General features: G+C 57.2%; 20 protein-coding genes and 1 pseudogene. 12 read left to right on the forward strand and 9 right to left on the reverse strand.

The window, feature by feature from the left end; all coding sequences use genetic code 11:
* Nucleotides 1-5 precede the first annotated feature (5 nt).
* Together ABVR31_RS20195 and ABVR31_RS20200 are read right to left on the reverse strand one after the other, a co-directional pair.
* A complete protein-coding gene (locus tag ABVR31_RS20195) occupies nucleotides 6-1,304 on the reverse strand; it encodes an LLM class flavin-dependent oxidoreductase (protein ID WP_058770255.1) in 1,299 nt (432 codons plus the stop codon).
* Between the two features lie 34 nt (nucleotides 1,305-1,338).
* Nucleotides 1,339-2,409, reverse strand: a complete 1,071-nt coding sequence (locus tag ABVR31_RS20200; protein WP_058759090.1) for an iron-containing alcohol dehydrogenase family protein — start codon at nucleotides 2,407-2,409, stop codon at nucleotides 1,339-1,341.
* A 252-nt stretch (nucleotides 2,410-2,661) separates the two neighbouring features.
* Between ABVR31_RS20200 and ABVR31_RS20205 the strand changes: the two genes are divergently transcribed.
* The 7 genes from ABVR31_RS20205 (at nucleotide 2,662) to ABVR31_RS20235 (ending at nucleotide 9,329) form a co-directional block, all read left to right on the forward strand.
* A complete protein-coding gene (locus ABVR31_RS20205) occupies nucleotides 2,662-3,207 on the forward strand; it encodes a GNAT family N-acetyltransferase (RefSeq protein WP_288444998.1) in 546 nt (181 codons plus the stop codon).
* Nucleotides 3,204-4,355, forward strand: a complete 1,152-nt coding sequence (locus tag ABVR31_RS20210) for an amidohydrolase (protein ID WP_372774286.1) — start codon at nucleotides 3,204-3,206, stop codon at nucleotides 4,353-4,355. The genes ABVR31_RS20205 and ABVR31_RS20210 overlap by 4 nt, the downstream gene beginning before the upstream one ends.
* Nucleotides 4,352-5,668, forward strand: a complete 1,317-nt coding sequence (locus tag ABVR31_RS20215; protein ID WP_336699203.1) for an MmgE/PrpD family protein — start codon at nucleotides 4,352-4,354, stop codon at nucleotides 5,666-5,668. The genes ABVR31_RS20210 and ABVR31_RS20215 overlap by 4 nt, the downstream gene beginning before the upstream one ends.
* A gap of 40 nt (nucleotides 5,669-5,708) precedes the next feature.
* Nucleotides 5,709-6,404: a YafY family protein gene (locus ABVR31_RS20220; protein ID WP_288421560.1), complete on the forward strand. Its 696-nt coding sequence runs from the start codon at nucleotides 5,709-5,711 to the stop codon at nucleotides 6,402-6,404.
* 57 nt (nucleotides 6,405-6,461) lie between these two features.
* The gene (locus ABVR31_RS20225) at nucleotides 6,462-6,845 is read left to right on the forward strand and encodes a VOC family protein (RefSeq protein WP_372774288.1); all 384 of its coding nucleotides are present in this window, start codon (nucleotides 6,462-6,464) and stop codon (nucleotides 6,843-6,845) included.
* 503 nt (nucleotides 6,846-7,348) lie between these two features.
* Nucleotides 7,349-8,500, forward strand: coding sequence for an MFS transporter (locus tag ABVR31_RS20230; RefSeq protein WP_372774735.1), 1,152 nt, complete (start codon nucleotides 7,349-7,351; stop codon nucleotides 8,498-8,500).
* A 34-nt stretch (nucleotides 8,501-8,534) separates the two neighbouring features.
* Nucleotides 8,535-9,329 (forward strand): hypothetical protein, encoded by a 795-nt coding sequence (locus ABVR31_RS20235; RefSeq protein WP_288421546.1) that lies wholly within the window; start codon nucleotides 8,535-8,537, stop codon nucleotides 9,327-9,329.
* A gap of 125 nt (nucleotides 9,330-9,454) precedes the next feature.
* On the opposite strand, the gene ABVR31_RS20240 is transcribed toward ABVR31_RS20235, so the two are convergent.
* The 5 genes and pseudogenes from ABVR31_RS20240 to ABVR31_RS20260 all read right to left on the reverse strand — a co-directional run bounded on the left by ABVR31_RS20240 (nucleotide 9,455) and on the right by ABVR31_RS20260 (nucleotide 14,880).
* Nucleotides 9,455-10,162, reverse strand: coding sequence for a cysteine hydrolase family protein (locus ABVR31_RS20240; protein WP_021509020.1), 708 nt, complete (start codon nucleotides 10,160-10,162; stop codon nucleotides 9,455-9,457).
* Nucleotides 10,155-11,466: pseudogene (locus tag ABVR31_RS20245) on the reverse strand (cytosine permease). Before ABVR31_RS20245 ends, ABVR31_RS20240 begins: the two are co-directional and overlap by 8 nt.
* On the reverse strand, nucleotides 11,459-12,907 hold the full coding sequence (locus ABVR31_RS20250; protein WP_372774290.1) for an amidase: 1,449 nt from the start codon (nucleotides 12,905-12,907) through the stop codon (nucleotides 11,459-11,461). Before ABVR31_RS20250 ends, ABVR31_RS20245 begins: the two are co-directional and overlap by 8 nt.
* 253 nt (nucleotides 12,908-13,160) lie before the next feature.
* The gene (gene leuE / locus ABVR31_RS20255) at nucleotides 13,161-13,799 is read right to left on the reverse strand and encodes a leucine efflux protein LeuE (protein WP_058759082.1); all 639 of its coding nucleotides are present in this window, start codon (nucleotides 13,797-13,799) and stop codon (nucleotides 13,161-13,163) included.
* A gap of 199 nt (nucleotides 13,800-13,998) precedes the next feature.
* Entirely contained in the window at nucleotides 13,999-14,880 is an 882-nt protein-coding gene (locus ABVR31_RS20260) for a LysR family transcriptional regulator (RefSeq protein WP_278706772.1), read from the reverse strand.
* 123 nt (nucleotides 14,881-15,003) lie between these two features.
* On the opposite strand from ABVR31_RS20260, the gene ABVR31_RS20265 reads away from it, so the two are divergent.
* Nucleotides 15,004-15,858 (forward strand): Vmh family MBL fold metallo-hydrolase, encoded by an 855-nt coding sequence (locus tag ABVR31_RS20265; protein ID WP_372774292.1) that lies wholly within the window; start codon nucleotides 15,004-15,006, stop codon nucleotides 15,856-15,858.
* A 48-nt stretch (nucleotides 15,859-15,906) separates the two neighbouring features.
* On the opposite strand, the gene ABVR31_RS20270 is transcribed toward ABVR31_RS20265, so the two are convergent.
* Entirely contained in the window at nucleotides 15,907-16,887 is a 981-nt protein-coding gene (locus tag ABVR31_RS20270; RefSeq protein WP_369974302.1) for an alpha/beta hydrolase, read from the reverse strand.
* A 342-nt stretch (nucleotides 16,888-17,229) separates the two neighbouring features.
* On the opposite strand from ABVR31_RS20270, the gene yddG reads away from it, so the two are divergent.
* Nucleotides 17,230-18,144 (forward strand): aromatic amino acid DMT transporter YddG, encoded by a 915-nt coding sequence (yddG, locus tag ABVR31_RS20275; protein ID WP_372774294.1) that lies wholly within the window; start codon nucleotides 17,230-17,232, stop codon nucleotides 18,142-18,144.
* A 47-nt stretch (nucleotides 18,145-18,191) separates the two neighbouring features.
* Here yddG and ABVR31_RS20280 read toward each other — a convergent pair whose 3' ends face one another.
* Nucleotides 18,192-19,160 (reverse strand): GlxA family transcriptional regulator, encoded by a 969-nt coding sequence (locus ABVR31_RS20280; RefSeq protein ID WP_372774296.1) that lies wholly within the window; start codon nucleotides 19,158-19,160, stop codon nucleotides 18,192-18,194.
* Between the two features lie 112 nt (nucleotides 19,161-19,272).
* On the opposite strand from ABVR31_RS20280, the gene ABVR31_RS20285 reads away from it, so the two are divergent.
* From ABVR31_RS20285 to ABVR31_RS20295, 3 genes are all read left to right on the forward strand, one after another.
* Complete coding sequence (locus tag ABVR31_RS20285) at nucleotides 19,273-19,914, forward strand: HD domain-containing protein (RefSeq protein WP_371221326.1); 642 nt, start codon at nucleotides 19,273-19,275, stop codon at nucleotides 19,912-19,914.
* Between the two features lie 594 nt (nucleotides 19,915-20,508).
* Entirely contained in the window at nucleotides 20,509-21,243 is a 735-nt protein-coding gene (locus ABVR31_RS20290) for a gluconate 2-dehydrogenase subunit 3 family protein (protein WP_371221325.1), read from the forward strand.
* Nucleotides 21,240-23,015, forward strand: coding sequence for a GMC family oxidoreductase (locus ABVR31_RS20295; protein WP_372774299.1), 1,776 nt, complete (start codon nucleotides 21,240-21,242; stop codon nucleotides 23,013-23,015). The genes ABVR31_RS20290 and ABVR31_RS20295 overlap by 4 nt, the downstream gene beginning before the upstream one ends.
* Nucleotides 23,016-23,022: the final 7 nt, after the last annotated feature.

Raw genomic sequence — 23,022 nt, forward strand, 5'->3', positions numbered from 1 at the left:
GTCTCTCACACCACCGGCAGGCCGAGGTTTTCACGCAGCGTGGCGAACTCGTACTCTTCGCGGAACAGACCGCGACGGCGCAGTTCCGGAATCACCAGCTCCACAAACAAATCAAGCTGCTCGGACATGATCGCCGGCATGATGTTGAAACCATCGGCACCGCCCTCGTTGAGCCACAGCTCAAAGTCATCGGCAATATCCTGCGCGGTACCGACGATTACCCGGTGACCACGCGATCCGGCGGCTACCGCGGCCAGTTCGCGCAGCGTCAGATTTTCACGTTTCGCCATGTCGGTCATCAGCTTCACACGGCTCTGGTTGCCTTCACCCAGCGGCACTTCCGGCACCGGACCGTCGAGCGGATACTGGCTCAGATCCATATTGAAGCGCAGCGAGAGCTGACGCAGACCGTTGTCTATATCAACCAGCGTGTTGAGCTCTTTCCACAGCGCTTTGGCCTCTTCGCGCGTGCGGCCAACAATCGGCATCACGCCAGGCATGATCACCACGTGATCCGGATTGCGTCCGGCGGCAATCACCTGATCTTTCTGCGAACGGTAGAAGCTCTGTGCTTCTTCCAGGCTGGCCGAGGCGGTGAAAATCACCTCGGCGGTCTCTGCCGCCAGCTTCTGCCCATCGCTGGAAGAACCGGCTTCGATAATCACCGGACGCCCCTGCGGTGAGCGGGTAATGTTCAGCGGGCCCTGCACCTGGAAGTGCTCGCCGACGTGGTTAATCGGCTGAATTTTGTCATCAATGAAGTACTGACCGGTCTCTTTGTTGGGCTGCACCGCCCCTGCCTGCCAGCCGTCCCACAGCTTATAGGTAACATCAAGGAATTCACGGGCGCGCGCGTAGCGCTCCGCATGATTAGGCATATCGCTGCGGCTGAAGTTACGCGCCACATCGGTAGAGAACGACGTCACCACGTTCCAGGCGGCGCGGCCGCGGCTGATGTGGTCCAGCGACGAGAAGCTGCGCGCCATGGTGAACGGGTCGCTGAAGGTAGTCGAGGCGGTCGCCGCCAGGCCAATACGTTTGGTGTTGACCGCCAGCGCCGACAGCAGCGTTAACGGCTCCAGACGCGCCATGGTAGAAGGCAGACGATACATGCTGGTCGCCAGTGCATCACCCACGAAGAACAGATCAAACTTGCCGGCTTCGGCTTTTTTCGCGATGGTGATCAGCCAGTCAATATCCGTCGGATCGCCCAGATTTTCCGTCAGCCGCCAGCCGCTCACGTGCTGTCCTACCGGTTGCACAAACAGCCCTAAACGGATGCGGCGTGAAGATGAAGTAGCCATATTTTTTCCTGGTCAATAAAAGGGTCAATAACAATTAAAAGGCGTTCTCGGTCGCCAGCAGCGCCTGCTCTAAGGCATCCGCGCTGATGCGGAACGGCAGACGTTCGGCGCTGGCCGCCGGGAATTTGATCTGTTCAGCAATGCTTCTGATGGCTGCGCGACGATCGCCGTGCAGCGGCGCTAAGGTCAGCGGCATATCATACTGCCGCAGCAGCGCCAGCAGCGCGGCGTCCGGCTCACCGTCGTGCTCAATCAGCGACTGCACCAGCAGGCTGTAACCGACTTTTTCACCGTGCAGCCAGTGGTGCAGCTCCGGCTGATGGGTCAGACGGTTATGAATCGCATGGGCAAAGCCTGGCGTTGGCAGCACGTCACGCACGCTGTTGGCCAGGCCGGCCAGCACAATGCTGGCATCGATCACCTTCACCAGTTCCGGCGTTACCTGCTGTTGCTGGTTGGCCAGCACGGCGGCGGCACCGTGCTGGCGATAGACATCCAGCGCGCGCTGCGCGGTCATCACTTTAAGATCGAGGGCGAGATCGTGGGGGTTGTGCCGCAGATAAGGAGAGAACTCGTAGTATTTAGCCAGCGCGTCGACAATGCCCGCTTTGAGGTAACGCACATCACTTTGCGCAATCACTTCGCTGTCTACCAGTACCAGTTCAGGCATTTTGCCCAGCGGCTGGCTGCGCACGTGGCCGCCCTGCGCGTCATAAATAATCGCCACCGGCGACCAGGCGGCACAGGTCGCCGCGACGGTGGCGAAATTGACGACGGTGATTTCCGGTAACTGGCTGCCGACCGCTTTAGCCGCATCCAGTACGCGCCCGCCGCCAATTGCCAGCAGCAGTTCAGCCTGCTGCTGTTGCAGATTGCTTTTCAGCGTATCAATGGCGGCATCGGTGCATTCGCCGTGCAAATACTCGATTTCCCAGCGAATACCACAGGTTTCCAGACTTTGCGTTAATTGCGGATTAACCGCCTGCCAGGCGCGCGGAGAGGTGAAAATACGGATATGCGTAGCATAAGGTTTAATGAATTCACCGGTGCGCGCACGCAGTCCCGGTTCGTGTGCGTAGGCACGCGGAGATTTAATCGCTAACACGTTGTCACCCTGATTAGGAAAAACGCCATAACAAAATTGTTATATTTCAGAGGATTAATGCGAAATAGTTATAGCGCTATGTATTTTATGCATACTACGGTAAATGGCGATTTGTGCAATGAAAAAGCCGTCATTTCATTTTCACAAATTTGCATTAGCTTATCCGGATTTCACATATAGCCCGTCAGCGCTTTACTGCTACTCTGAGCCTTCTTTTTTTATCGCCCGCCGGGCGGTTTTCCGGGGATAGCTATGACACTTGAGTTTCGTCAGGTCACAGAAGACGAAGTGGACACTTATCAGGCGCTGATGCATGCCGCCTATGCGCCCACGCTGGCGCTGGGGATCAAATTTGATGCGGCCACCGCTGACCGCGAGAAAACGCTGCGGCATCTGCAAAGCCACGGCGTGTATGCGCTGTATGCCCAGGGCGTGATGGTCTCCTCGGTCACCGTGCGTTATCCATGGGGCCCGCTGCCGGGTCCGTTCGGCCTGCCGCATATCGGCTGGTTTGGCGCTCACCCGGACTACGCGGGGCAGCAGTTTGGCCGCCAGGTTCAGGATCGCCTGGAGCAGGAAATTTTACGCGGCCAGTTACGCGCACCGGCGGTATCGCTCGGTACCGCCATCAGCCATCCGTGGCTGATTGATATGTATCGCAAGCGCGGTTTTGTGCTCATGCACACCACCGATCTCGGCAAAGGCCACATCACGCAATATATGAAAAAAGTGCTGGATGAAACCGCGCACGATGCCTGGCTGTCGCGCCAGGCGGCATCACAAGGAAGCCAGGCATGAGCCAACTGAATGAAACAGCGCTGGGCGAGCAGCTGATCGCCTTTCGCCACGAACTGCACCGTTTTCCGGAACTCTCTAATCAGGAGTTTGAAACTACCGCCCGCCTGCGCCAGCAGCTGGAACAGCACCAGATTCGCATCGTTGATTTGCCACTGAAAACCGGTCTGGTGGCGGAGGTCGGCCCGGCACAGGGACCGCTGATTGTGCTGCGTTCGGATATTGATGCGTTGCCGATTGAGGAGCAGTCGGACATCGCTTTTCGTTCGGAGCGTCCCGGCGTGATGCATGCCTGCGGCCACGATTTTCACGCTTCCGCTGCACTCGGCGCGGCGATTCTGCTTAAGCAGCAGGAGGCAACGCTGCCCGGCCGCGTGCGGATTCTGTTCCAGGCCGCCGAAGAGACCGGCCAGGGCGCGCCGGATGTCATCGCCACCGGCGCGCTGCAGGAGGCGGTGGCGATTTTCGGCATTCATAACGATCCGTCGCTGCCGCCTGGCGTGGTGGGTAGCAAAGCCGGTGCGCTGACCGCGGCGGTGGATCGCTTCGATATCCGCATCACCGGCACCGGCAGCCATGCTGCCAAACCACATCAGGGCAACGATCCGATCGTTATCGCGGCGCAGATTGTCTCCGCGGCGCAAACGCTGATTAGCCGTAACGCCCCCTCCGCTGACAACGCGGTGGTGTCGATCACCCAGCTGCACAGCGGCAGCACCTGGAACGTCATTCCGGACAGCGCCTGGCTGGAAGGCACGGTGCGCACCTTCTCTCAGTCCACGCGTGAGCGACTGGAGCAGCGCTTCCGCGAAATCGTGCTCGGCCTCGGTGCGGCTTTTGCCGCAGAGGTTGAGTTTAACTGGCACGCCGGTCCGCCTGCGGTGGTGAATGATGCGCACTGGGCGGATTTTGCTCTGCAACAGGCCACCGCCAGCGGACTTGAGGCGCGCGTGGTGGAAGCCAGCCCGATCGGCGAAGATTTTGCTTTTTATCAGCAACAGCTGCCCGGCGCCTTTGTGATGATCGGCACTGGCGAACCTTATGCGTTGCACCATCCGGCTTTTCGCATCAATGATGCGGTGTTGCTGCCCACCTCACGCTACCTCGCACAGCTCGCCGTGGCGGCGCTGCGCAGTCTGGAGCAGGCATGAACCTGAGCCACGCGCTGGCTGAGCGCATCCTGCAAAGCCAGCCGGATGCGGCGGCACGTGATGCCGCGCGCACTGGCGTGCAGGATTTTCTGGCTGTGAGCTGGCCGGTGTTACAGCAGCAGGTCCCGGACAGCGGCTTACCGGCGCTGCGACAGGTTTATGGCGACGGCAGCGTACGCTCACAGGCGTTACTGCTGGGCTATGCCGGTCATGCGCTGGATTACGATGATTTCCATGCCGATTTTCGCGGCCATCCCAGCGTGGCGATTCTGCCTGCGCTGTTTGCCTGGCAGCAACAGCAGCCCGCCACTGCCGAAGCGTTCCTTGATGCTTATGTCATCGGCGTGGAAGTGGCTGGCCGGCTGGGACTGGCCGCCAGCCAGCAGCACTATGCGCTGGGTTATCACAACACGGCCACGCTGGGCACGCTGGCGGCGGCGGCCGCGCTGGCACGCCTGCTGCAGCTTAATGCAACCGACTGCGCCACGCTGATCGGCATCGCGGCGACCCAGGCCAGCGGACTGCGCGCCCAGTTTGGTTCAGCGGTGAAGCCGCTGCATGCCGGACTGGCGGCAGAGCGTGCAGTGATGGCGGCGCAGCTGACGCTGGCGAAATTCGATGGCCGGCATGAAGGCGTGATCGACGCGTTTCTCGCCGCCAGCAGTAACGGCGAGGCGCAGCCGCATCGGCTGGTGGAAAACTGGGGCGCGCCGTGGCGCATCAGTACCCCCGGTCTGGAGTTCAAACCCTTCCCCACCTGCGCCGGGACTCACAGCGCTGCCGAAGCGGCACGTCTGCTGCGGCGCGCCTGGCTGGCAGAAGGTCACTCGCTGGACTCGCTGCTGGAAAATATTGATGACATCACGGTCGCCTTCCCGCCGGGTGGTGACATCGCGGCGGCAGTTCGCGTGCCGGCTAACGGCATCGAAGCACGCTTTAGCCTGGAGTACGTGATTGCCGCGATGCTGATGTATGACGATTTGCGGCTGGAAGATTTTGCCGAAGGTGCACTCAATCCGGCGGTGATGCCGCTGGCGGCCAAAGTGCGTCGCACGCCGGATGCGTCCGCGCCGCCCGATGCGCTCAACCCGGCGCGGCGTTTTCATCTCGTCACGCTGACGCTGAAAGAGGGTCGTCAGCTGCAGCAGCGCCGCACGCGGCAGCAGTCGCTGGCGGATGGCGTAGATGTGGCGGCCAAACTGCGTCAGGCGCTGCGCCATGAAGTGCCGGCGCGCCAGCAGCAGTTACTGGCTATCAGTAAGCTGCAAAGCACGGCGGATTTGGCTACATTAAGCCAACTGTTGCGTGCCTGAATCCTGGCGGCGCGCGTTCTTCGCTTAAGGCTGGCGTATCATGTCTAAAACTCAGCGGCTTCCCGAACTGCTGCAATTGCTGCGCTGTCATCGCTATCCGCTGACCGCGCAGCGTATCGCTGAACAGCTGCACATCAGCGTGCGCACCGTCTATCGTGACATTCTTAGTTTGCAGCAGCAGGGCGTAGAGATTGAGGGCAGCGCGGGCGTTGGTTATTTACTGAAATCAGACGGCCATTTGCCGCCGCTGATGTTTTCCCGTCAGGAGATTGACGCGCTGGTGCTCGGGCTCAACTGGGTCACCCGACACACCGACGATGAGCTTAAGTCCGCCGCGCGCCATGCGCTGGCCAAAGTCCAGGCTGTGATTCCGCCGCATCTTACGCAGAGTATCGATCACCAGTCGCTGCTGATCGCCTCCCAGGGCGAAGCGTTGTTCGAAACCCATCTGCCGCAGATTCGCCAGGCAATCCATCAGCGCAGCAAGATCAGCCTGCGCTACAAAGATCTGCAGGATAACCTCTCCACGCGCACCATCTGGCCGGTGGTGATTGGCTACTTTGAACGCGTGCGCCTGCTGTGCGGCTGGTGCGAACTGCGCCAGGAGTTTCGCAATTTCCGCGTCGATCGCATTGAAGCGATCAGCGTCACCAGCGAACTCTATCCCGGCACGCGTCATCAGTTGCTGAAGCGCTGGCGGGATTATCAGAATCTGCGTTACCCGGTAGACTCCTGACAAAATCTGTCACAGCCTCCCCCTACTATGCAGCGGTAAACACACAAGGAGATCACCATGCTTACCGCTAACATGACCATTATTTATGTGCCCAACGTCGTGAAAAGTGCTGACTTTTATGCCGCGCTGTTCGACATCAAACCCACAGAACTCAGCCCGACCTTTGCCATGTTTGTGTTTGAGAGCGGCTTTAAACTGGGTATCTGGTCGCAGTATACCGTTGAACCCGCACTCTCCCTGCCCGCCAGTGCAGCGCGTAGCGAAATTGTGTTTAAAACCGCGCGCAAAGACGATGTCGATTTTCTTTATCACGAATGGGGCGTGCTGCGTGAAATCACCATCATTCAGTCGCCGGTGCGTATGGACTTTGGCTACACCTTTACCGCGCTGGACCCGGACGGGCACCGCCTGCGTGTTTGCTATTTACAGCTGGATGAGTAAGTGAAGAGACCTGGCGCTGACGGTTGCAGGTTGTTAAATACGCTGATCAATCATTAACTATATTTATATTTTTAATTGCCGATTAAGAACATAAACGCTGCTGTTCAGTTAAGCAATGTGCAGGTAATTCATCCAGGTAGATAGCGGTGCGATTTATCACGCCATAAGTTGCACCGCTACACAGTGCGCGAGATGCTTATATTACCTCAGGATAATCACCATATATTTCAGTTCATTAAAGTAATTCTTGTCATCGTTGACTTTACCCGTCATTACCGCTCCCATCCCACATCGCGCTTTTTTAAAATGCCTTCCGTGTATGCCATAAATAAAATCTACTGAATACAGCCACCTGAACACGCTACGTCATTTCCAGGACAAGTCTTGTTACTGTTAAATATCAATTACGTTTTTATGGGCCTCTGCACAGGCTGCAGTGTACCTGTAGCCCGACCATGGAGAAGGCCAGGCCATGAAACGCCGTACTACACCGGGATGTGATGATGACCAGTAATCTGCTTAACCTGCGCCAGCAGCGCGCGACGCGCACGCTATTTTTTATCGCCGGACTGGGCATGGCCGCCTGGGCGCCGCTTATTCCCTTCGCCAAAGCGCAACTGGCGATCAATGACGGCATGCTGGGGCTGCTGCTGTTCTGTATCGCCGCAGGCTCCATGTCAGTTATGCCCTTTACCGGCGCGCTGATTGCCCATTTTGGCTGTCGCACGCTGCTGCTGCTGTGCGGTGCCGGACTGGCCCTGGATCTGCCGCTGCTGATGCTGCTGAACTCACCGCTGCCAATAGCGGGCGCGCTGTTGCTCTTCGGCGCGATCAACGGACTGATGGATGTCAGCATGAATTATCAGGCGGTGATCGTGGAGCGCGAGGCCGGGGTCAGCAAGATGTCGGGCTTTCACGGCTTTTACAGTCTTGGCAGCATTGCTGGCGCCGGCGCGGTGAGTCTGCTGCTGTGGCTGCAGGTTGCGCCCCTGCTGGCGCTGCTGCCGCTGTGTGCGTTGATTGTATTGCTGCTGCTGATGAGCCATACCGCCCTGTTGCCCCGTCGTCGCACGGATGCAAAACCAACGCGCGGTACGCTGCGCGCCCTGACGCACCGTAACGTGGTGCTGATTGCCCTGCTGTGTTTCCTGCTGTTCCTCACCGAAGGCGCCATGCTCGACTGGTCAGCGGTGTTTATGAACAGTGAACGCGCCATGTCGATGCAGCTGGCCGGTTTCAGCTTCACGCTGTACGCCACGGCTGTCGCCACACTGCGCCTGTTTGGCGATCGGCTGATTAATCACTATGGCAGTCGCCGCGTGCTCACCTTGGGCGGTCTCGTCGCCAGCGGAGGGCTGGCATTAGCGATTTTCTCCGTCTGGCTGTGGAGCGCCCTGCTCGGCTTTGTGCTGGTGGGTATCGGTCTGGCCAATATCGTGCCGATTTTATTCAACGCGGCGGGTAACCAGCGCACTGTCGCCGCGCATTACGCCATACCGGCCGTCACGCTGTGCGGTTACTCCGGGCTACTGCTGGGCCCGGCGCTGATTGGCTTTAGCGCCCAGTTTACGTCCCTGACCACCACGCTCAGCGCCGGCATCGTGATGTTGCTGCTGGTGACTTTCGCGGCGCGTTTCGCTCTGACAGCGAAGTAGCGCCTCTGCCCTGTCATATTCACAAGGAGTTTCTATGACAACCTCAACGCAACCGGTGTTCAGCCTGCACTACGTCGGGCTCAATCTGAAGAAAGGCGTTAATGCCGCAACCTTCGAAGCCTTTCTCAAGGCGCGCGGCACGCAGATTCCTGCTTATCCGGGCTGGCAATGGTCGCTGTTAAAAGGCCTGCGCGGCGAACGCCAGGAACAATACCTGATGCTGTATCAGGCTCCCAGCCAGGCAGACTATGACCGCTATATCACACCGGCTGGCGAACTCACGGCTGAGGCCATCGCCTTCTGGCAACAACGGCCCGAGGCGAGCGCGCTGCTTGAGGAGTGGAAAAACTTTGCCACCTATGGGGAGTTACCAACGCTCTTCTCCACGTTCTCGCTGCTGGCAGAAAACCGCCACAGTTCACTGCCGCCCGGCCCGAATTTTCAGCCCGATGCTCAACCTCCGGTGGCACGCGTGGTCGGTTTTCATCATCTGGCGCTACGCACGGGCGTGACGGCTGCCGACTTCGATCGCTTTATGATTGAGAACGTCGCGCGCATTGATGACTATCCCGGCTGGAAGTTTCACATACTGAAGGGCACCGGCGGCAATCGAAGTGAGCAATATGCAGTGATGCTGGTGATCGAAAGTCTCGACTCGCTCAACAGCTTCCATCCGGCGATGGACGTCTCAACCGAAAAATCGCTGACGTTTGTGAAAAACCATCAGGAGAGCGAGCGTATGTATGATGAATGGCGCACCATGGCCTCGTTCTCCGGCGCACCGCAAATGTATACCGACTATCTGACGATTGCCGGCAACGTCGGCTGAGGTTGGCCATGACCGGCGGAGGCCGGTCAGACTGCATCATCACGCCCGCGCAGGGTTGGTGTGCGGTTGTGGCTGGCCCGGCACCTCAACGCCTGGCCAGCCCGCCGTTCGCGTCCGTTGCCGGATTAGCTCACCCGTGCCGCTGCCGGGCTGTTCAGCGCGGCCAGCAGCGTTGCCGAGTCTGCCACTGCGCCGAATATACCGCCTTGCATATGAATCATGCTGAGCGCCGCTTCATGATGCTTCAACTCCGTCGCCGCGCAGCAGTCGCTCAGCACCAGACATTCAAAACCGCGATCGTTGGCTTCGCGCAGTGTGGTATGCACGCAAACGTCGGTGGTGATGCCGCTGATGATTAAGTTGCGGATACCGCGACTGTGCAGAATCAGCTCAAGGTCGGTGGCGTAAAAAGAGCCCTTGCCGGGTTTATCAATAATCACTTCATCCGGTAGCGGCGCCAGCTCGGGAATGATTTCCCAGCCTGGCTCACCGCGCACCAGAATGCGACCACAGGGCCCAGGTGCACCAATCTCCGCCTGCATGCGCCGCGAGCGCCAGCGCTTGTTAGCCGGCAGATCGCTCAGGTCCGGACGATGGCCTTCACGGGTATGGATGATCGGGAAGCCGGATTCGCGCATGCGCGCTAACACCTGCTGCAGCGGTTTGATGGGGGCGCGTGTCAGGGAGATGTCGTAACCCATAGTGTCAACATAACCGCCCTTGCCGCAAAAGTCGGTTTGCATATCAATCACCAGCAGCGCGGTGTTTTGCACCGTGCAGTTGCCGTCAAACGGCCACGGATAGGGGGTTGAATCTACGATATAATCAGGCATTGCTTTTCTCCATTACCGCCGTGCTGCTTTCCGGTTTCCATTTCACAATCAGCGTATAGCTCAGTGCCGCGGTGACCAGGCCGATAACCGCTTCACCAAACTGCGGGAATTCGAGGTGGGCCATCACCGCACACAGGCTGCCGATGGCCCAGGCGGCGAACGCGCTGCCGCGCAGGCGCCGGGTTTGACGCTGTTCGCTGATTTTTGCCATAAAGATCAGATCAACAATCATCACTGCGCCAAACGGCGGCACCACCATGCCGAGCAGGCTGAGCCATTCAAGGAACCAGGACCACACGCCGGCCAGCGCCAGCACGCCACCGATGGCCCCGAGGATCAGCGTCCACAGGCGCATTTTGCTACTGAACAGATGGCTGAAACCGACCGCGCCGTTATACAGGCAGTGCGTGCACACCGAACCGAGGTTGATAAACACAAACAGAAAGGCAATGACGGAGAGCAGCATGCCGTGCCCCATCAGCAGCGGCAGGAAGTTACCGCCGTTGCTGAGCGGATCGACCGCCGCGCCGACGGCGACAATCACCACACCAAACAGATAGGAAATCACATTCGCCAGCGGGAACGCGGAAAACGCGGCGATCACCGCTGATTTGCCGTCCTTCGACCAGCGGGTAAAATCCGCTGTCATGGTGCCGGAATCCGCAAAGCCGGCAATCACCATGGTGACCGCCGTGCCCATGCTCATGGCGCCAGCGGCTGCCGGACTGCCCTGCCACTGGGTCAGCGTGGTGAAATCATGATCCTTGCTCACCAGCCACAGCGCCACCAGCCCCAGCACCACAAACAGCGGAGCGGCAATCATTCCCAGCACCGAAAGCGCCCGCACCCCGAGAAAGGTGACGCCGGTATACAGCACCATGGCAAACGCGGTGACCGCCAGCGCGTTCCAGCCAAAAGTCTGGTTGATCACCGTCCCGGTCAGGCCGGTCTGGAAGGCGTACCAGCCTATCACCACGGTAGAAAGAAAGCCGGACACCAGGATATAGCCTTTGGTGCCAAAGGTCCGCTTCGCCTGCAGCGCGAAGTTCATACCGGTATGCCCGGCGAACCAGCTAAGTGCGCCGACATAGGCAAACAGCACCAGGTTACCCAGCAAAATCGCCAGCAGTGCCGGCCAGAAGCCAAGATGCCAGGTGATAATGCCGCCGAACCAGCGCATTGGTAAGGATCATCGGAAAGCCAAACCACACAGCCGACACCGAGCCCGTCGAGTGGCGATGGCTAAGCGGCACCGGCTCATGCTCGAACTCCTGCTCCAGCGCAGGGGAAGATTTGTTACTCATGGAGAACTCCAATAGCAGCAGGATAGTGATGATTCCATGGTTGGATGCGCTCAAAAGCGGCACTGGCCGCCAGCACCAGGCCATCGTCCAGATGACGACCCACAATTTGCATACCGATCGGCAGACCACTGGCCGTGAAGCCGGCAGGCACCGAGGCGGCAGGCTGACCGGTAAAATTGAACGGGAAGCAGAACGACAGCCAGTGATCGCTGCGCACCATGCGGCCATCAATGACTTCCGGGCCCTGCATATGCAGCGCAAACGGCGGCACCGCCAGCGTCGGCGACAGCAGCAGATCGTAGCGCTGCATAAAGCGCCACAGCTGGTTGCAGAGCTTTTTGCGCGTGGTGTTGGCGTCGGTGAAATGCTCCGCGCGCCAGTCGCGCTGCAGCATGGCGCTCAGGTGCGGTGACATCGCTGCTCCCAGTTGGCTCTGCATCTGGCGCATGCCGCTCAGGTCGCTTTCGAACGCCACCAGCGCTGCAAAGCTGGCGCTTTCGTCAGCGATGCCGGGATCCACCTCCTCCAGCTCTGCGCCCAGCGCCGCAGCGAAACGACGCGCGGCTGCGGTGACCACGGCGCGCACTTCCGCATCGACGGCGATATAGCCAAAGTCGGCGCTGAAAGCGATGCGCACCCCCTGTAGTGGCCGATGCAGACTGGCCAGCCAGTCAACATCGCTGCATGGGATGGAGTGCCGATCGCGCATGTCCGGACCGGCCATCACCGACATCATCAGCGCGCTGTCGCGCACGCTACGCGTCATCGGACCGATATGTTCAAGGGATTCCCAGCTGGAAACGCCAGGATAACGCTCATCGCGGCAGCCCGGCCACAGCGGCACCCGCCCCATCGAGGCCTTGAGTCCATAGACACCGCAGTGGGCGGCCGGGATACGTACCGATCCCCCGCCATCACTGCCGAGCGCAATCGGACACAGCCGCGCCGCCAGCGCCGCGCCGGATCCCGCACTCGATCCGCCCGGCGTTTTGCTCACATCCCAGGGATTACGCGGTGAGGGAAACAGGGGATTATGGCCGACACCGCTGTAACCAAACTCCGGCGCGGTGGTCTTGCCCAGCAGGATGGCATCCGCCGCCAGCAGGCGCTCAACAGTGATGTCATCTTCTTCGGGAATAAAATCGGCGTAGGCGGCCGATCCTGATGTGGTTCGCACACCTGCGGTACAGATCAAATCTTTTACCGCCAGCGGCACACCCGCCAGTGCGCCCAGCGGCTCGCCGCGCGCACGACGGCGGTCGATCTGCTCTGCCTGTGCCAGCGCCCGCTCCGGCGTCAGGGTACAAAACGCCTGAATCAGCGGCTCCCGCTGTTCCAGGCGATCCAGCGTCGCCTGGGTTAACTCGCGCGCGGAAACCTCGCCGTCGCGCACCCGCGCCGCCAGCTGGGTGGCATCTTCATCCAGCAGTGCATCAAACATGATCGTTCTCCGGGGTTAATTGGCTACCGGGAGGAGTGCAGTTTGCGTGCCAGAATAGTGTGGTGTGCGCGGCCGTTATGCGCCGGACCAGATGGGATACGGTCTGGGATACAAGATGGAATACTTATGGATGCGGCAGTCATACGAATGCAGGCAATACGCACAAACCGTGCGCACCGCTGCATCATCGCGTTGCCATTTTAGGGTGCAGCCGGCGGAGGCGGCGTTGCTGCCGTGGCGTGCGTCAGAAGGGTTAGCTTTGCGCGCTGACTAACCGCACGGCGAAGCCAAAAAACAGCATGCCGGTCAGCATGTTCGCCAGCTTGACCAGGCGGGTGCGGCTGCGCAGATAGCGTACCATCACCGCGCCAGCCACCAGCAACAGGGAATAGTAGCTGAAACTGATCACCTGGATCAGCGCACCCAGGGTGGCAAACGCCGGCGCAGTATGGGTTACGCGCGGATCGATAAACTGAATGAAGAACGAAACGTAAAACAGAATCGCCTTGGGATTGGTTACGCCAAGCAGCAGCGCACGCAGGAAATAGTTTTCCTGTTTTACCACTTCAGCCGGTTGATCGCCGCTGCGTTTGCGCAGCGCGCCGATGATAATCTTCACGCCAAGATACAGCAGGAACATGGCGCCAAGATAACGCACCACCATAAAAATATGCGGACTGGTACGGATCAGCGTCGCGACGCCCGCCCAGGCGAGGAAAATCAAAATCAAATCGCCCGCCATCACCCCGGCTATCGCCTGACAGGCCGGCTTTGCCCCACGACTCATCCCGGTGCGCAGCACATACAGGCTGTTGGGTCCGGGTAATAGAATGATCACCAGCGCGCCCGCCAGGAAAGTCCAGAGATTGATGATGCCTAAATCGTGAAACATTACGGTGCTACCCCATGCCGTTAAGCAGGTAAAATGAGTGAAAGTGGAACCCGGCGCGCTGCTCAACTGCCGCGGCGCGGCGCATAGTAGCAGTTGTGCGGTGGATTTGTCGCTTAACGCCAGGGTTCAGGTGGTCGAAACGGTGTTACGTAACACATACAGCGCGTGACAGTCACAGTGACGTTGTCACAGTGATGATTCAGAGGTTTCGCAACTGCTGCATCACCGCATCCAGAAATACCCGTAATACCGCAGGCTGGCGTTCGCGCGACATATACAGGCCATAAATGCCTAAGGTGCGCGGTTGAAAGCCGGGCAGTACGCAACGTAACTGACCGCTGGCGAGCGCAGCCTGTGCCTCCATTGCCGGCACCATGGCAACCCCACATCCGGCGATAGCGGCATCACATAACACGGATGAAATACCGGCGCTGAAATTGCCGCTCACCACCACGGAAACCGCCTCGCCTTGCGCATCGTGAAACTGCCAGCGCTGCCCGGCGAAGCGGCTGTAGTGCAGGCAATTATGTTGTGCCAGATCCGCTGGCGTCTGCGGTTCGCCCCGCTGCGTTAAATAGGCCGGCGCAGCGCAGACTACCGAAGCACATTCACCCAGCCTGCGGGCAATCGCGCCGGGCTCCGGATCGTCGGTAATGCGAATGGCCACATCGATGCGCTCACCCACCAGGCTGACCGGCTGATTATTGATCTCCAGCTCAATACGCACCGCCGGGTAACGCGCGAGGAACGCCGGAATCATCGGTCCAAGAATGTGTGTGGCGGTTGAATGTGCACAGGCCACGCGCAACGTGCCCTGCGGTTTGCCCTCATCGCCCTGCTGTTCAATCTCGTCGGCCAGCCGGGCCAGCGCGCGTGTCTTATGCAAAATCTGCTCACCCGCCGGGGTAATGGTCAGCCGCCGTGAAGAACGGTGCAGCAGGCGTGCGCCCGCCCACTTCTCCATTTCATCAAGATAGCGACTGACCATCGGGCGCGAAATATCCAGCGCGCGCGCCGCCGCGCTCAGGCTTCCCAACTCACAAATCCGGTTAAACACCCGCGCTGCCGTCACTCTGTCCATGCAGGCTCCATCTGATCGTTTTATGCAACTGATCATATCTGATTGCGGGAATTCTGCCAGCTGGCGATTTGCTTACAATAGCGTCTTTCAGTGACGGCACGTTGCCGTAAAAAGGAAGATGCCATGAAGATGAAATCACTCGCGCTGCTGGTCACCTTAGCCGCCGCGCCGGCTTTTGCCGCTCCGTTGCAGTTAGACGTGTATAACCCACAGGAACAGGGAGTTTTTCCGGTCTCGTCGACGCTGGTCTCCGGTCCGCATGAAGCGATTCTGTTTGATGCGCAGTTCAGCCCCAAGGATGGCGAGAAGCTGGTGGAACTGATTAAAGCGCGCGGCAAGCAGCTGACCCACATCGTGATCACCTCGGGCGATCCGGATTTCTACTTCGGTCTTGAGCCGCTGGTGCGGGCGTTCCCGCAGGCCAAAATTGTCGCCTCGCCGCTGGTAGTGGAACATATCGAAGCGACCAAAGATGCCAAGCTGCAGTACTGGGGACCGCAGATGAACGGCGCTGCGCCGCACCAGCTGTATGTGCCGCAGATTACCCACCAGACGCGGTTTAGCGTCGATGGTGAGCGCATCGAGCTGCGCCACGCGGCAGAAAAATCAGCCTACGTGTGGATTCCCTCCAGTAAGGCAATACTCGGTGGCACAGTGGTGGATTCCGGCATTCACGTCTGGACCGCGGACACCCAGACCGCAGCCAGCCGCGCAGAGTGGCGTCAGGTATTGCGAGAAATGCAGCAGTTGAAGCCGCAGGTGGTGATCCCCGGCCACTATCTGGGTGCGCGTCCGGCGGGCGATAAGGCGGTCACCTTTACCCTGGATTATCTGCAAAGTTTTGAGCGGGCGCTGCAACAGCACAAAGGCTCCGCGGCGGTGATTCAGGCAATGAAACAGGCGTGGCCAACCTTAGCGGATGTCAGCTCGCTGGAGCTGAGCGCGAAGGTGAATACCGGTGAGATGAAGTGGAAGTGACGCGAGGATAAATGAACGGGCCAGACGCCGCCGCGCCTGGCCTGAAGCTTACTGCAAATGGGTTTTCAGCTCTTCCGCCGCCTGGCGAATCGCAGTGCGAACCGCCGGCACCTCGCTCAGCGGATTGAGCAGGCCGTAGTCATGAATCAGGCCGTTATAGCGCGTCACGGTGACATCCACTCCAGCAGCATCCAGTTTGCGACCAAAGGCTTCACCCTCATCACGCAGCACATCCAGTTCTGCCGTCTGAATCAACGTTGGCGGTAGGCCCTGCAGCTGCTCTTTCGTGGCGCGCAGTGGCGAAGCCAGGATATTGTCGCGTTCGCTCTGTTTGGTGGTGTAGGCGTCCCAGAACCATTTCATCATGTTCCGCGACAGGAAATATCCGTTGGCAAACTGGTGATACGAAGCGGTATCAAAGCGCGCATCGGTTACCGGCCACAGCATGATGTCATAACGAATTGCTGGTGTTTGCTGCTGTTTAGCCTGCAGCGCGACCGCCGCCACCATGTTACCGCCGACGCTGTTACCAACCAGCGCCAGGCGCTTGCCATCGACACCAATTTCACTACCGTGTTCCGCCACCCAGCGTGTCGCCGCATAAGCCTGATTGATGGCCAGCGGATAATGCGCTTCGGGGGACGGCGTATAGTTCACAAACACGGCCGCAGCGCCAGATTCCACCACCAGATCGCGCACCAGACGTTCGTGGGTCGGGAAATCACCGAGGATCCAGCCGCCGCCGTGGAAGAACATAAATACCGGCAGCGTACCCTGTGCGCCCTGCGGTTTTACGATATTCAGCTTAATGGGCTGGCCGTTTACCTGAATGGTTTTTTCAGTGACATCGGCCGGCGGCAGCGTTACGCCCTTCTGCGCATCAATCAGGACCTGACGCGCCGCCTGCGGTGACAGTTGCTCAATCGGTTTGCCGCCGCTGCTGTTCAGCGCCTGTAAAAACTGTTGCACGTGACGTTCAGGTTGTGGTGCGTCAGCAAAGCTATTTACCGACGCAGTAGCCATCGCCATGGCAAGCAGAGAGTGTTGTAATTTCATGGTGTTACTCCTTTAATGTTTTTTGCGATTATATCGCACGCTATTTAAATGATAATGACTTGATGGTCGTGTTCTGAACTGAGACTGAATTTATATAGCGCGCTATTTAATAGCAAGATATTTTTTAGCGAAGATTTACATCACTACTCTATTACACTGATTTTAATCAGGATATTTTTTCAGATTCTTGCCTGCAGGCGGGTGCGCTTTCCGGCCAGTCACATCGGCAACCTGCAGATTCATCTTGTCTGCGTCCCCGCCAGCCGCCACACTGGCGAGCACGCCGCGATTTTTCACACATTGAGGTAACGGGTAATGCCGCAGAGTAAAGCTACCCTGACTGGTCTGCTGGCCATTCTGCTGTGGAGCACGATTGTAGGATTAATAAAAAGCGTCAGTGAAAGTTTTGGTCCGGTAACCGGTGCCGCGCTGATTTACAGCGCCAGCGCCCTGCTGTTGCTGCTCACCGTGGGTTTTCCTGACCTGCGCCAGTTTCCCCGCCGCTATTTGCTGATCGGCAGCCTGCTGTTTGTCTGCTATGAGCTCTGCCTGTCGCTGTCGCTGGGTTTTACTCATAGCGGCCATCAGGCGATTGAAGTCGGCATGGTTAATTACCTGTGGCCGGCGATGACCATCGTTTTAACGGTGATGGTTAACCGGCAAAAGACCAGCCCGTTGATTATTCCCGGCCTCCTGCTGGCAGTCGCCGGTATTTGTCGGGTACTGAGCGGCGATCGGGGATTTTCACTGGGCGAAATGATCGACAACGTGATGGATAATCCGCTCAGTTATGGTCTGGCATTTGGCGGTGCGATGATTTGGGCGGTTTATTGTGTGGTGACAAAAAATAGCGCGAAAGGCAGTAACGGCATCACGCTGTTTTTCATCTTAACTGCGCTGACGCTGTGGCTGAAATCGCTGCTATCACCGCAGCCGCCCGTGGTGTTTTCGCTGCAGGCGTGCATCAGCCTGGCGCTGGCAGCGATGGCGATGGGGCTCGGCTATGCGGCGTGGAACGTCGGCATTCTGCACGGCAATGTCACGCTGTTAGCCGCAGCATCCTACTTTATCCCTATCATTTCATCGCTGATAGCCGCTTTTATCCTTAACTCCAGCCTGACCTTCTCCTTCTGGCAAGGCACGGCCATGGTTTGCCTCGGTTCGCTGCTCTGCTGGTGGTCAACGCGCGGGACTGTAACGCGTAAGCTGGAAAGCAACACGCTGGAATAACCGGCTGGATGGCGCAGCCGGACGAGAATACAGACAGTGGTGCAGACTCAGCGCGGCGGCGGGAACATTTTGCGATACAGCGACGGCGTCATGCCGGTCACTTTGACAAACGCGCGGCGCATTACATCGGCACTTTGATAACCGCAGGCCGCCGGGATCGCTTTGAGCGGCAGCTCACCGGCATCCAGCAAAGCCCGCGCGTGGCTGATGCGTGCCTGCTCCAGCCATGCGCCAGGCTGGATCTGCATCTCCTGCTGAAACAGACGCGCTAAATGCCGCGTACTGAGGTGCATGTGCGCCGCCAGGTCATCCAGCCCGCGAATCTGTGCCAGATGCGCGATTGCCCAACGCTGCATCTCCTGAAAGGCGCTGCGTCCGGCCAGTGACACCTGCTGTTTACGCACAAAATGTCCCTGTGTGACCGGGCGCTGGAAGAACATCACCAGGCTGGCGGCCACCTCCTGCGCCAGCTCGCGCCCGAGATCCTCTTCCACCAGCCGCAGCGCCAGATCCAGTCCGGACGTCACCCCGGCAGCCGTGCGTAATGCACCATCCGCCACATACAGCGCATCGGCTTCGACCTGCGCATCGGGTAGCAGTAATGCCAGCCGTTCCGCACACGCCCAGTGAGTAGTGACTTTCCTGCCGTTCAGCAAACCCGTTTGCGCCAGCAGCAGCGCCCCCGTACACACCGAGCCGTAACGCTGGCTGCGCTGACAGAGCGCGGTAATCTGCTGGCGCTCACTGGCGGAAAGCTGCATCTGGCTGGCGTCAGGTGCTCCGGCAACCAGAAAGGTATCGGCGCGATGCTGTGTCGCCGCAGTTAGCGCAACGTCGGCTTCCAGCCGGACACCAGACGAGCAGCGGATGCTGGTGTGCTGCAGCGACATCACGCTGAGCTGATACACCTGACGATGCAGCAGCCGATTTGCCTCGGCAAACACATCCAGCGGCCCGGAAATATCCAGCAACTGGGCGCCGGGAACGGCCAAAAGGGTAATGAGATGATGAGTCATTATCTGGCTGTCCGCTTAAATCGCAATGTCTGAAATCATCGTTAAACAGAGATTCATGACATTGTCGCGCGGCTTTATGCTGAACGCAACTTCACTAAGCGGAGACATCACCATGAGTTTTACAATTAACGGCATTCGTATTCCGGACAGCAAAATGGCGCGCGATGTTACCGCGCTGGTACGTGACATCGAATCGGATCTGTTATTTCATCACTCCAGCCGCGTTTTTTACTGGGGCGCTTTGGCAGGTCAGCGACTGGGGGTCAAAGTGGATGCTGAGCTGCTTTACGTTGGCTGCATGTTTCATGATGTGGGTTTGACGCAACAGCATTGCAGTTGCGATAAGCGCTTTGAAGTCGATGGCGCCAATGCGGCGCGCGATTTTCTGCAACATTATGGGGTTGCCCAGGCGGATATTGATAAAGTGTGGACGGCGATTGCCCTGCACACGACGCCCGGCATTCCGCAATTTATGGCCGGGGAAATCGCCCTGGTGACGGCCGGCGTTGAGATGGATGTGCTGGGTATTGACTATGACCACTTCAGCGATGAGCAACGTGAAGCCGTGGTGCAGCAGCATCCCCGTCCGGCACAGTTTAAAGAAGAAATTATCCAGGCATTTTATGATGGCATTCAACACAAACCGGCGACGACTTTCGGCAACGTGAAAGCTGACGTCATCGGTGATAAGCAACCGGCATTTCGCCCGATGAATTTTTGCCGGATTATCCGCCAGTCGCGCTGGGCGGGTTAACGTGGACAGCGGAGATAGCTCACCGCGAACGGGAGAAATGGCGACGGAAGCGTGCGCTGTGAATCCCGGCAACAAAATTAACTCATCGAACATTGTCAGCAGGAGAGAATTTTCGTTGCTACTATAGTGACGCAACACACAGCTCAAGCGTTGCGACGAGAATTTTTCCTGTAGTTTTTTGTTATGCCCGCTCTGCGGGCATTTTTTTATGCCAGAAATGGACTGCCGTCCCCTGCCGCTGCCGTGCTGCCTGATGTCCGCTGGACGTATACCCGGTACCGGATGTTAATGAAAACGACCATTTCATAACAATTCGCCCACCACGCATGTATATCTTCGTTACAAATAGGGTGACAAAATGACCTTGTTGCATATGGTACAACACTGTTTCACCATGTAAAATCGCAACGACTATCCAGTAAAACTGCTTACAGCATGCATCGATCCCTGAGAGATCGGGCTGCCGCATGGCCAGAGGATTGAATACAGAAAAACAATTAGTTGAGGTTATTTATTATTCCCCTGGGAAAGAAAGGGGGTGGGCAAAAGCAAGTAGTGCAAAGCGCCATGTCTTTGTACTCAGGAATCATTTGAATGAAATCAAAAGAGCAACCAATCAAAACATCCAGAAGGTCATTTCTGCAGAAAACCCTTTCTGTCATCCCCTTCACCGCGATTGCAGGCACCACAGCAGTCAGCGCGATGGCTTCTGCAGCTCCGGCTAAAGAAAAAAGTGAGACCTATCACTACGTTCCGGTATTTTTTAATAATGACGAATGGCGATTTATTTTATCCGCAACGGACCTGCTGATTCCTGAAGACGAATTCGGCCCCGGTGCGGTGAGTGAAGGCGTGCCCGTTTACATCGATAAGCAAATGGAATTGCCTTATGGCTATGGTTACCTGTGGTATATGAGCCCGCCATTTCAGGAGTCGATTCCTGAGATGGGATACCAGACTAATCTGGTGCCACGGGAAATTTACCGCCGGGGTATTATCAACCTGAACAAATACTGCCGTGAAAATTTCCAGAAAAATTTCGCAGATTTAAGCAAAGAAAAACAGGAAGCAATTTTACACGATCTGGAGTCGGGAAAAATCGTGCTTGATACTATTTCAGGCAAGTTATTTTTCTCTCAGTTACTACAGAACACTAAAGAAGGTTATTTAGCCGATCCGGTGCATGGCGGTAATCAAACCATGGCATCCTGGAAATTGATTGGTTTTCCGGGCGCGCGCGCGGACTTTATTCAGGTTATGGAGAACCCAGATAAACCTTATCCTTTAGGCCCTGTAAGTATTTCTGGCAAGTATGGTGCAAAAAAATGACGATTAAAAAAGAACCTGTAGATGTAGTTATTGTTGGCTTTGGCTGGGCTGGTTCGTTGATGGCGATGGAATTAGCCTCAACCGGATTAAAAATTGTTGCGCTTGAACGGGGAGAACAGCGAGATACTTACCCTGACTTTGCCTATCCCCGTATCATTGATGAGCTGACATATGGTGTCAGGCTAAAACTTTTTCAGAACATATCCAAAGAGAGCGTGACGGTAAGGCATACCACTAAAGATACCGCTTTACCTTATCGCCGCATGGGTTCTTTTTTACCCGGCGACGGCGTGGGCGGCGCTGGCGTACACTGGAATGGTCTACTGTGGCGGCCACTGGAAGCGGATCTCCGACTGAAAACCGTGGTGACTGAAAAATATGGTGCCAGTTTTATTCCTGATGGTATGACGCTGCAGGACTATCCTTTCAGCTACAGTGAAATAGAACCCTATTTTGATAAGTTTGAGAAAATTTGTGGTGCTTCAGGCCAGGCCGGGAACCTGAATGGCAATATCATCGAAGGTGGTAACCCCTTTGAAGCGCAACGCGCGAATCCTTTCCCGACCAAACCGTTGCTTTACCAGTATTCTGCCATGCTGTTTGAAAAAACCACGAAAGAACTGGGCTACAATCCCTTCCCGGGTCCCGCCGCAATCTGCACTGAGGCATATACCAACCCGTACGGCGTTGCGCTGGGCGTCTGTAACTATTGTGGTTTTTGTGAAAAATTCGGTTGCTATAACTATTCTAAAGCGTCGCCACAAACCAGTGTTATTCCCGCCCTTAAGCAATACGATAACTTTGAATTGCGCTGTAAATCACATGTGCTTCGCGTCAATAAAGACAACACGGGGAAACTGGCCACTGGCGTAACCTATATTGATGAAAATGGCAGTGAAGTCGAACAACCCGCAGCGATGGTTATCCTCAGCGCCTTCCAGTTGCATAATGTCCGGCTGCTTTTGCTGTCTAAAATCGGTAAGCCTTATAATCCCGAGACAGGCGAAGGCGTGGTTGGCAGGAATTATGCCTATCAAATGTTAGGCGGCGCAAAACTGTTCTTCAATAAAGAGACCTACTTTAACCATTTTGCCGCCACCGGTGCGTCAGGCGCCTATATTGATAATTACAACAGTGAAAACTTCGATCACTCTGCTGCAGGCTTTATTGGTGGCAGTACGGTCTCTGCGCATGTTACCGGCGCCCGGCCTATAGAGCAAACTGTCACGCCTAAAAATGCGCCTAAATGGGGCAGCGGCTGGAAAAAAGCAATCAGGGATAGCTACCTGCATAATATGAGCATTGGCGTCAGTTCATCTGTCATGCCTTATAAGCAATGTTATCTTGATCTTGACCCGACCTATACCGATGGTTATGGGCTGCCTTTATTAAGAATGACGTTTGACTGGCAGCAGAATGAACTCAAAATGACCCAGTTCATGGCAGGCAAAACGGAAAATATCATTAAGGCTATCGGGCCAGATTCTTACGACATGGGCTTCAAAAACTTATCTACGCATTACGATGTTCGTCCTTATCAATCTACCCATACCACCGGTGGCGCCATAATGGGTGACAGCCCGGCGACCAGCGTGGTGAATAAATATCTGCAGTGTTGGGACGTGTCCAACGTTTTCGTGGCCGGCGCCAGTTGCTTCCCACAAAACCATGCATACAACCCCACGGGAATCGTCGGCGCAACCACGCTATTTTCAGCTAACGCAATCAAAACGATTTACCTGAAAAATCCAGGCCCAATGGTTCAGGCTTAAGGGGATA

This window comes from Pantoea sp. WEP (genome assembly GCF_041678305.1).
Lineage (GTDB): Bacteria > Pseudomonadota > Gammaproteobacteria > Enterobacterales > Enterobacteriaceae > Pantoea > Pantoea dispersa.

Coding starts and splice junctions, on each gene's coding strand:
- ABVR31_RS20195 (WP_058770255.1), bottom strand. CDS start 1,304: ATGGCTACTTCATCTTCACGCCGCATCCGTTTAGGGCTGTTTGTGCAA.
- ABVR31_RS20205 (WP_288444998.1), top strand. CDS start 2,662: ATGACACTTGAGTTTCGTCAGGTCACAGAAGACGAAGTGGACACTTAT.
- ABVR31_RS20210 (WP_372774286.1), top strand. CDS start 3,204: ATGAGCCAACTGAATGAAACAGCGCTGGGCGAGCAGCTGATCGCCTTT.
- ABVR31_RS20215 (WP_336699203.1), top strand. CDS start 4,352: ATGAACCTGAGCCACGCGCTGGCTGAGCGCATCCTGCAAAGCCAGCCG.
- ABVR31_RS20220 (WP_288421560.1), top strand. CDS start 5,709: ATGTCTAAAACTCAGCGGCTTCCCGAACTGCTGCAATTGCTGCGCTGT.
- ABVR31_RS20225 (WP_372774288.1), top strand. CDS start 6,462: ATGCTTACCGCTAACATGACCATTATTTATGTGCCCAACGTCGTGAAA.
- ABVR31_RS20230 (WP_372774735.1), top strand. CDS start 7,349: ATGACCAGTAATCTGCTTAACCTGCGCCAGCAGCGCGCGACGCGCACG.
- ABVR31_RS20235 (WP_288421546.1), top strand. CDS start 8,535: ATGACAACCTCAACGCAACCGGTGTTCAGCCTGCACTACGTCGGGCTC.
- ABVR31_RS20240 (WP_021509020.1), bottom strand. CDS start 10,162: ATGCCTGATTATATCGTAGATTCAACCCCCTATCCGTGGCCGTTTGAC.
- ABVR31_RS20250 (WP_372774290.1), bottom strand. CDS start 12,907: ATGTTTGATGCACTGCTGGATGAAGATGCCACCCAGCTGGCGGCGCGG.
- leuE (WP_058759082.1), bottom strand. CDS start 13,799: ATGTTTCACGATTTAGGCATCATCAATCTCTGGACTTTCCTGGCGGGC.
- ABVR31_RS20260 (WP_278706772.1), bottom strand. CDS start 14,880: ATGGACAGAGTGACGGCAGCGCGGGTGTTTAACCGGATTTGTGAGTTG.
- ABVR31_RS20265 (WP_372774292.1), top strand. CDS start 15,004: ATGAAGATGAAATCACTCGCGCTGCTGGTCACCTTAGCCGCCGCGCCG.
- ABVR31_RS20270 (WP_369974302.1), bottom strand. CDS start 16,887: ATGGCGATGGCTACTGCGTCGGTAAATAGCTTTGCTGACGCACCACAA.
- yddG (WP_372774294.1), top strand. CDS start 17,230: ATGCCGCAGAGTAAAGCTACCCTGACTGGTCTGCTGGCCATTCTGCTG.
- ABVR31_RS20280 (WP_372774296.1), bottom strand. CDS start 19,160: ATGACTCATCATCTCATTACCCTTTTGGCCGTTCCCGGCGCCCAGTTG.
- ABVR31_RS20285 (WP_371221326.1), top strand. CDS start 19,273: ATGAGTTTTACAATTAACGGCATTCGTATTCCGGACAGCAAAATGGCG.
- ABVR31_RS20290 (WP_371221325.1), top strand. CDS start 20,509: ATGAAATCAAAAGAGCAACCAATCAAAACATCCAGAAGGTCATTTCTG.
- ABVR31_RS20295 (WP_372774299.1), top strand. CDS start 21,240: ATGACGATTAAAAAAGAACCTGTAGATGTAGTTATTGTTGGCTTTGGC.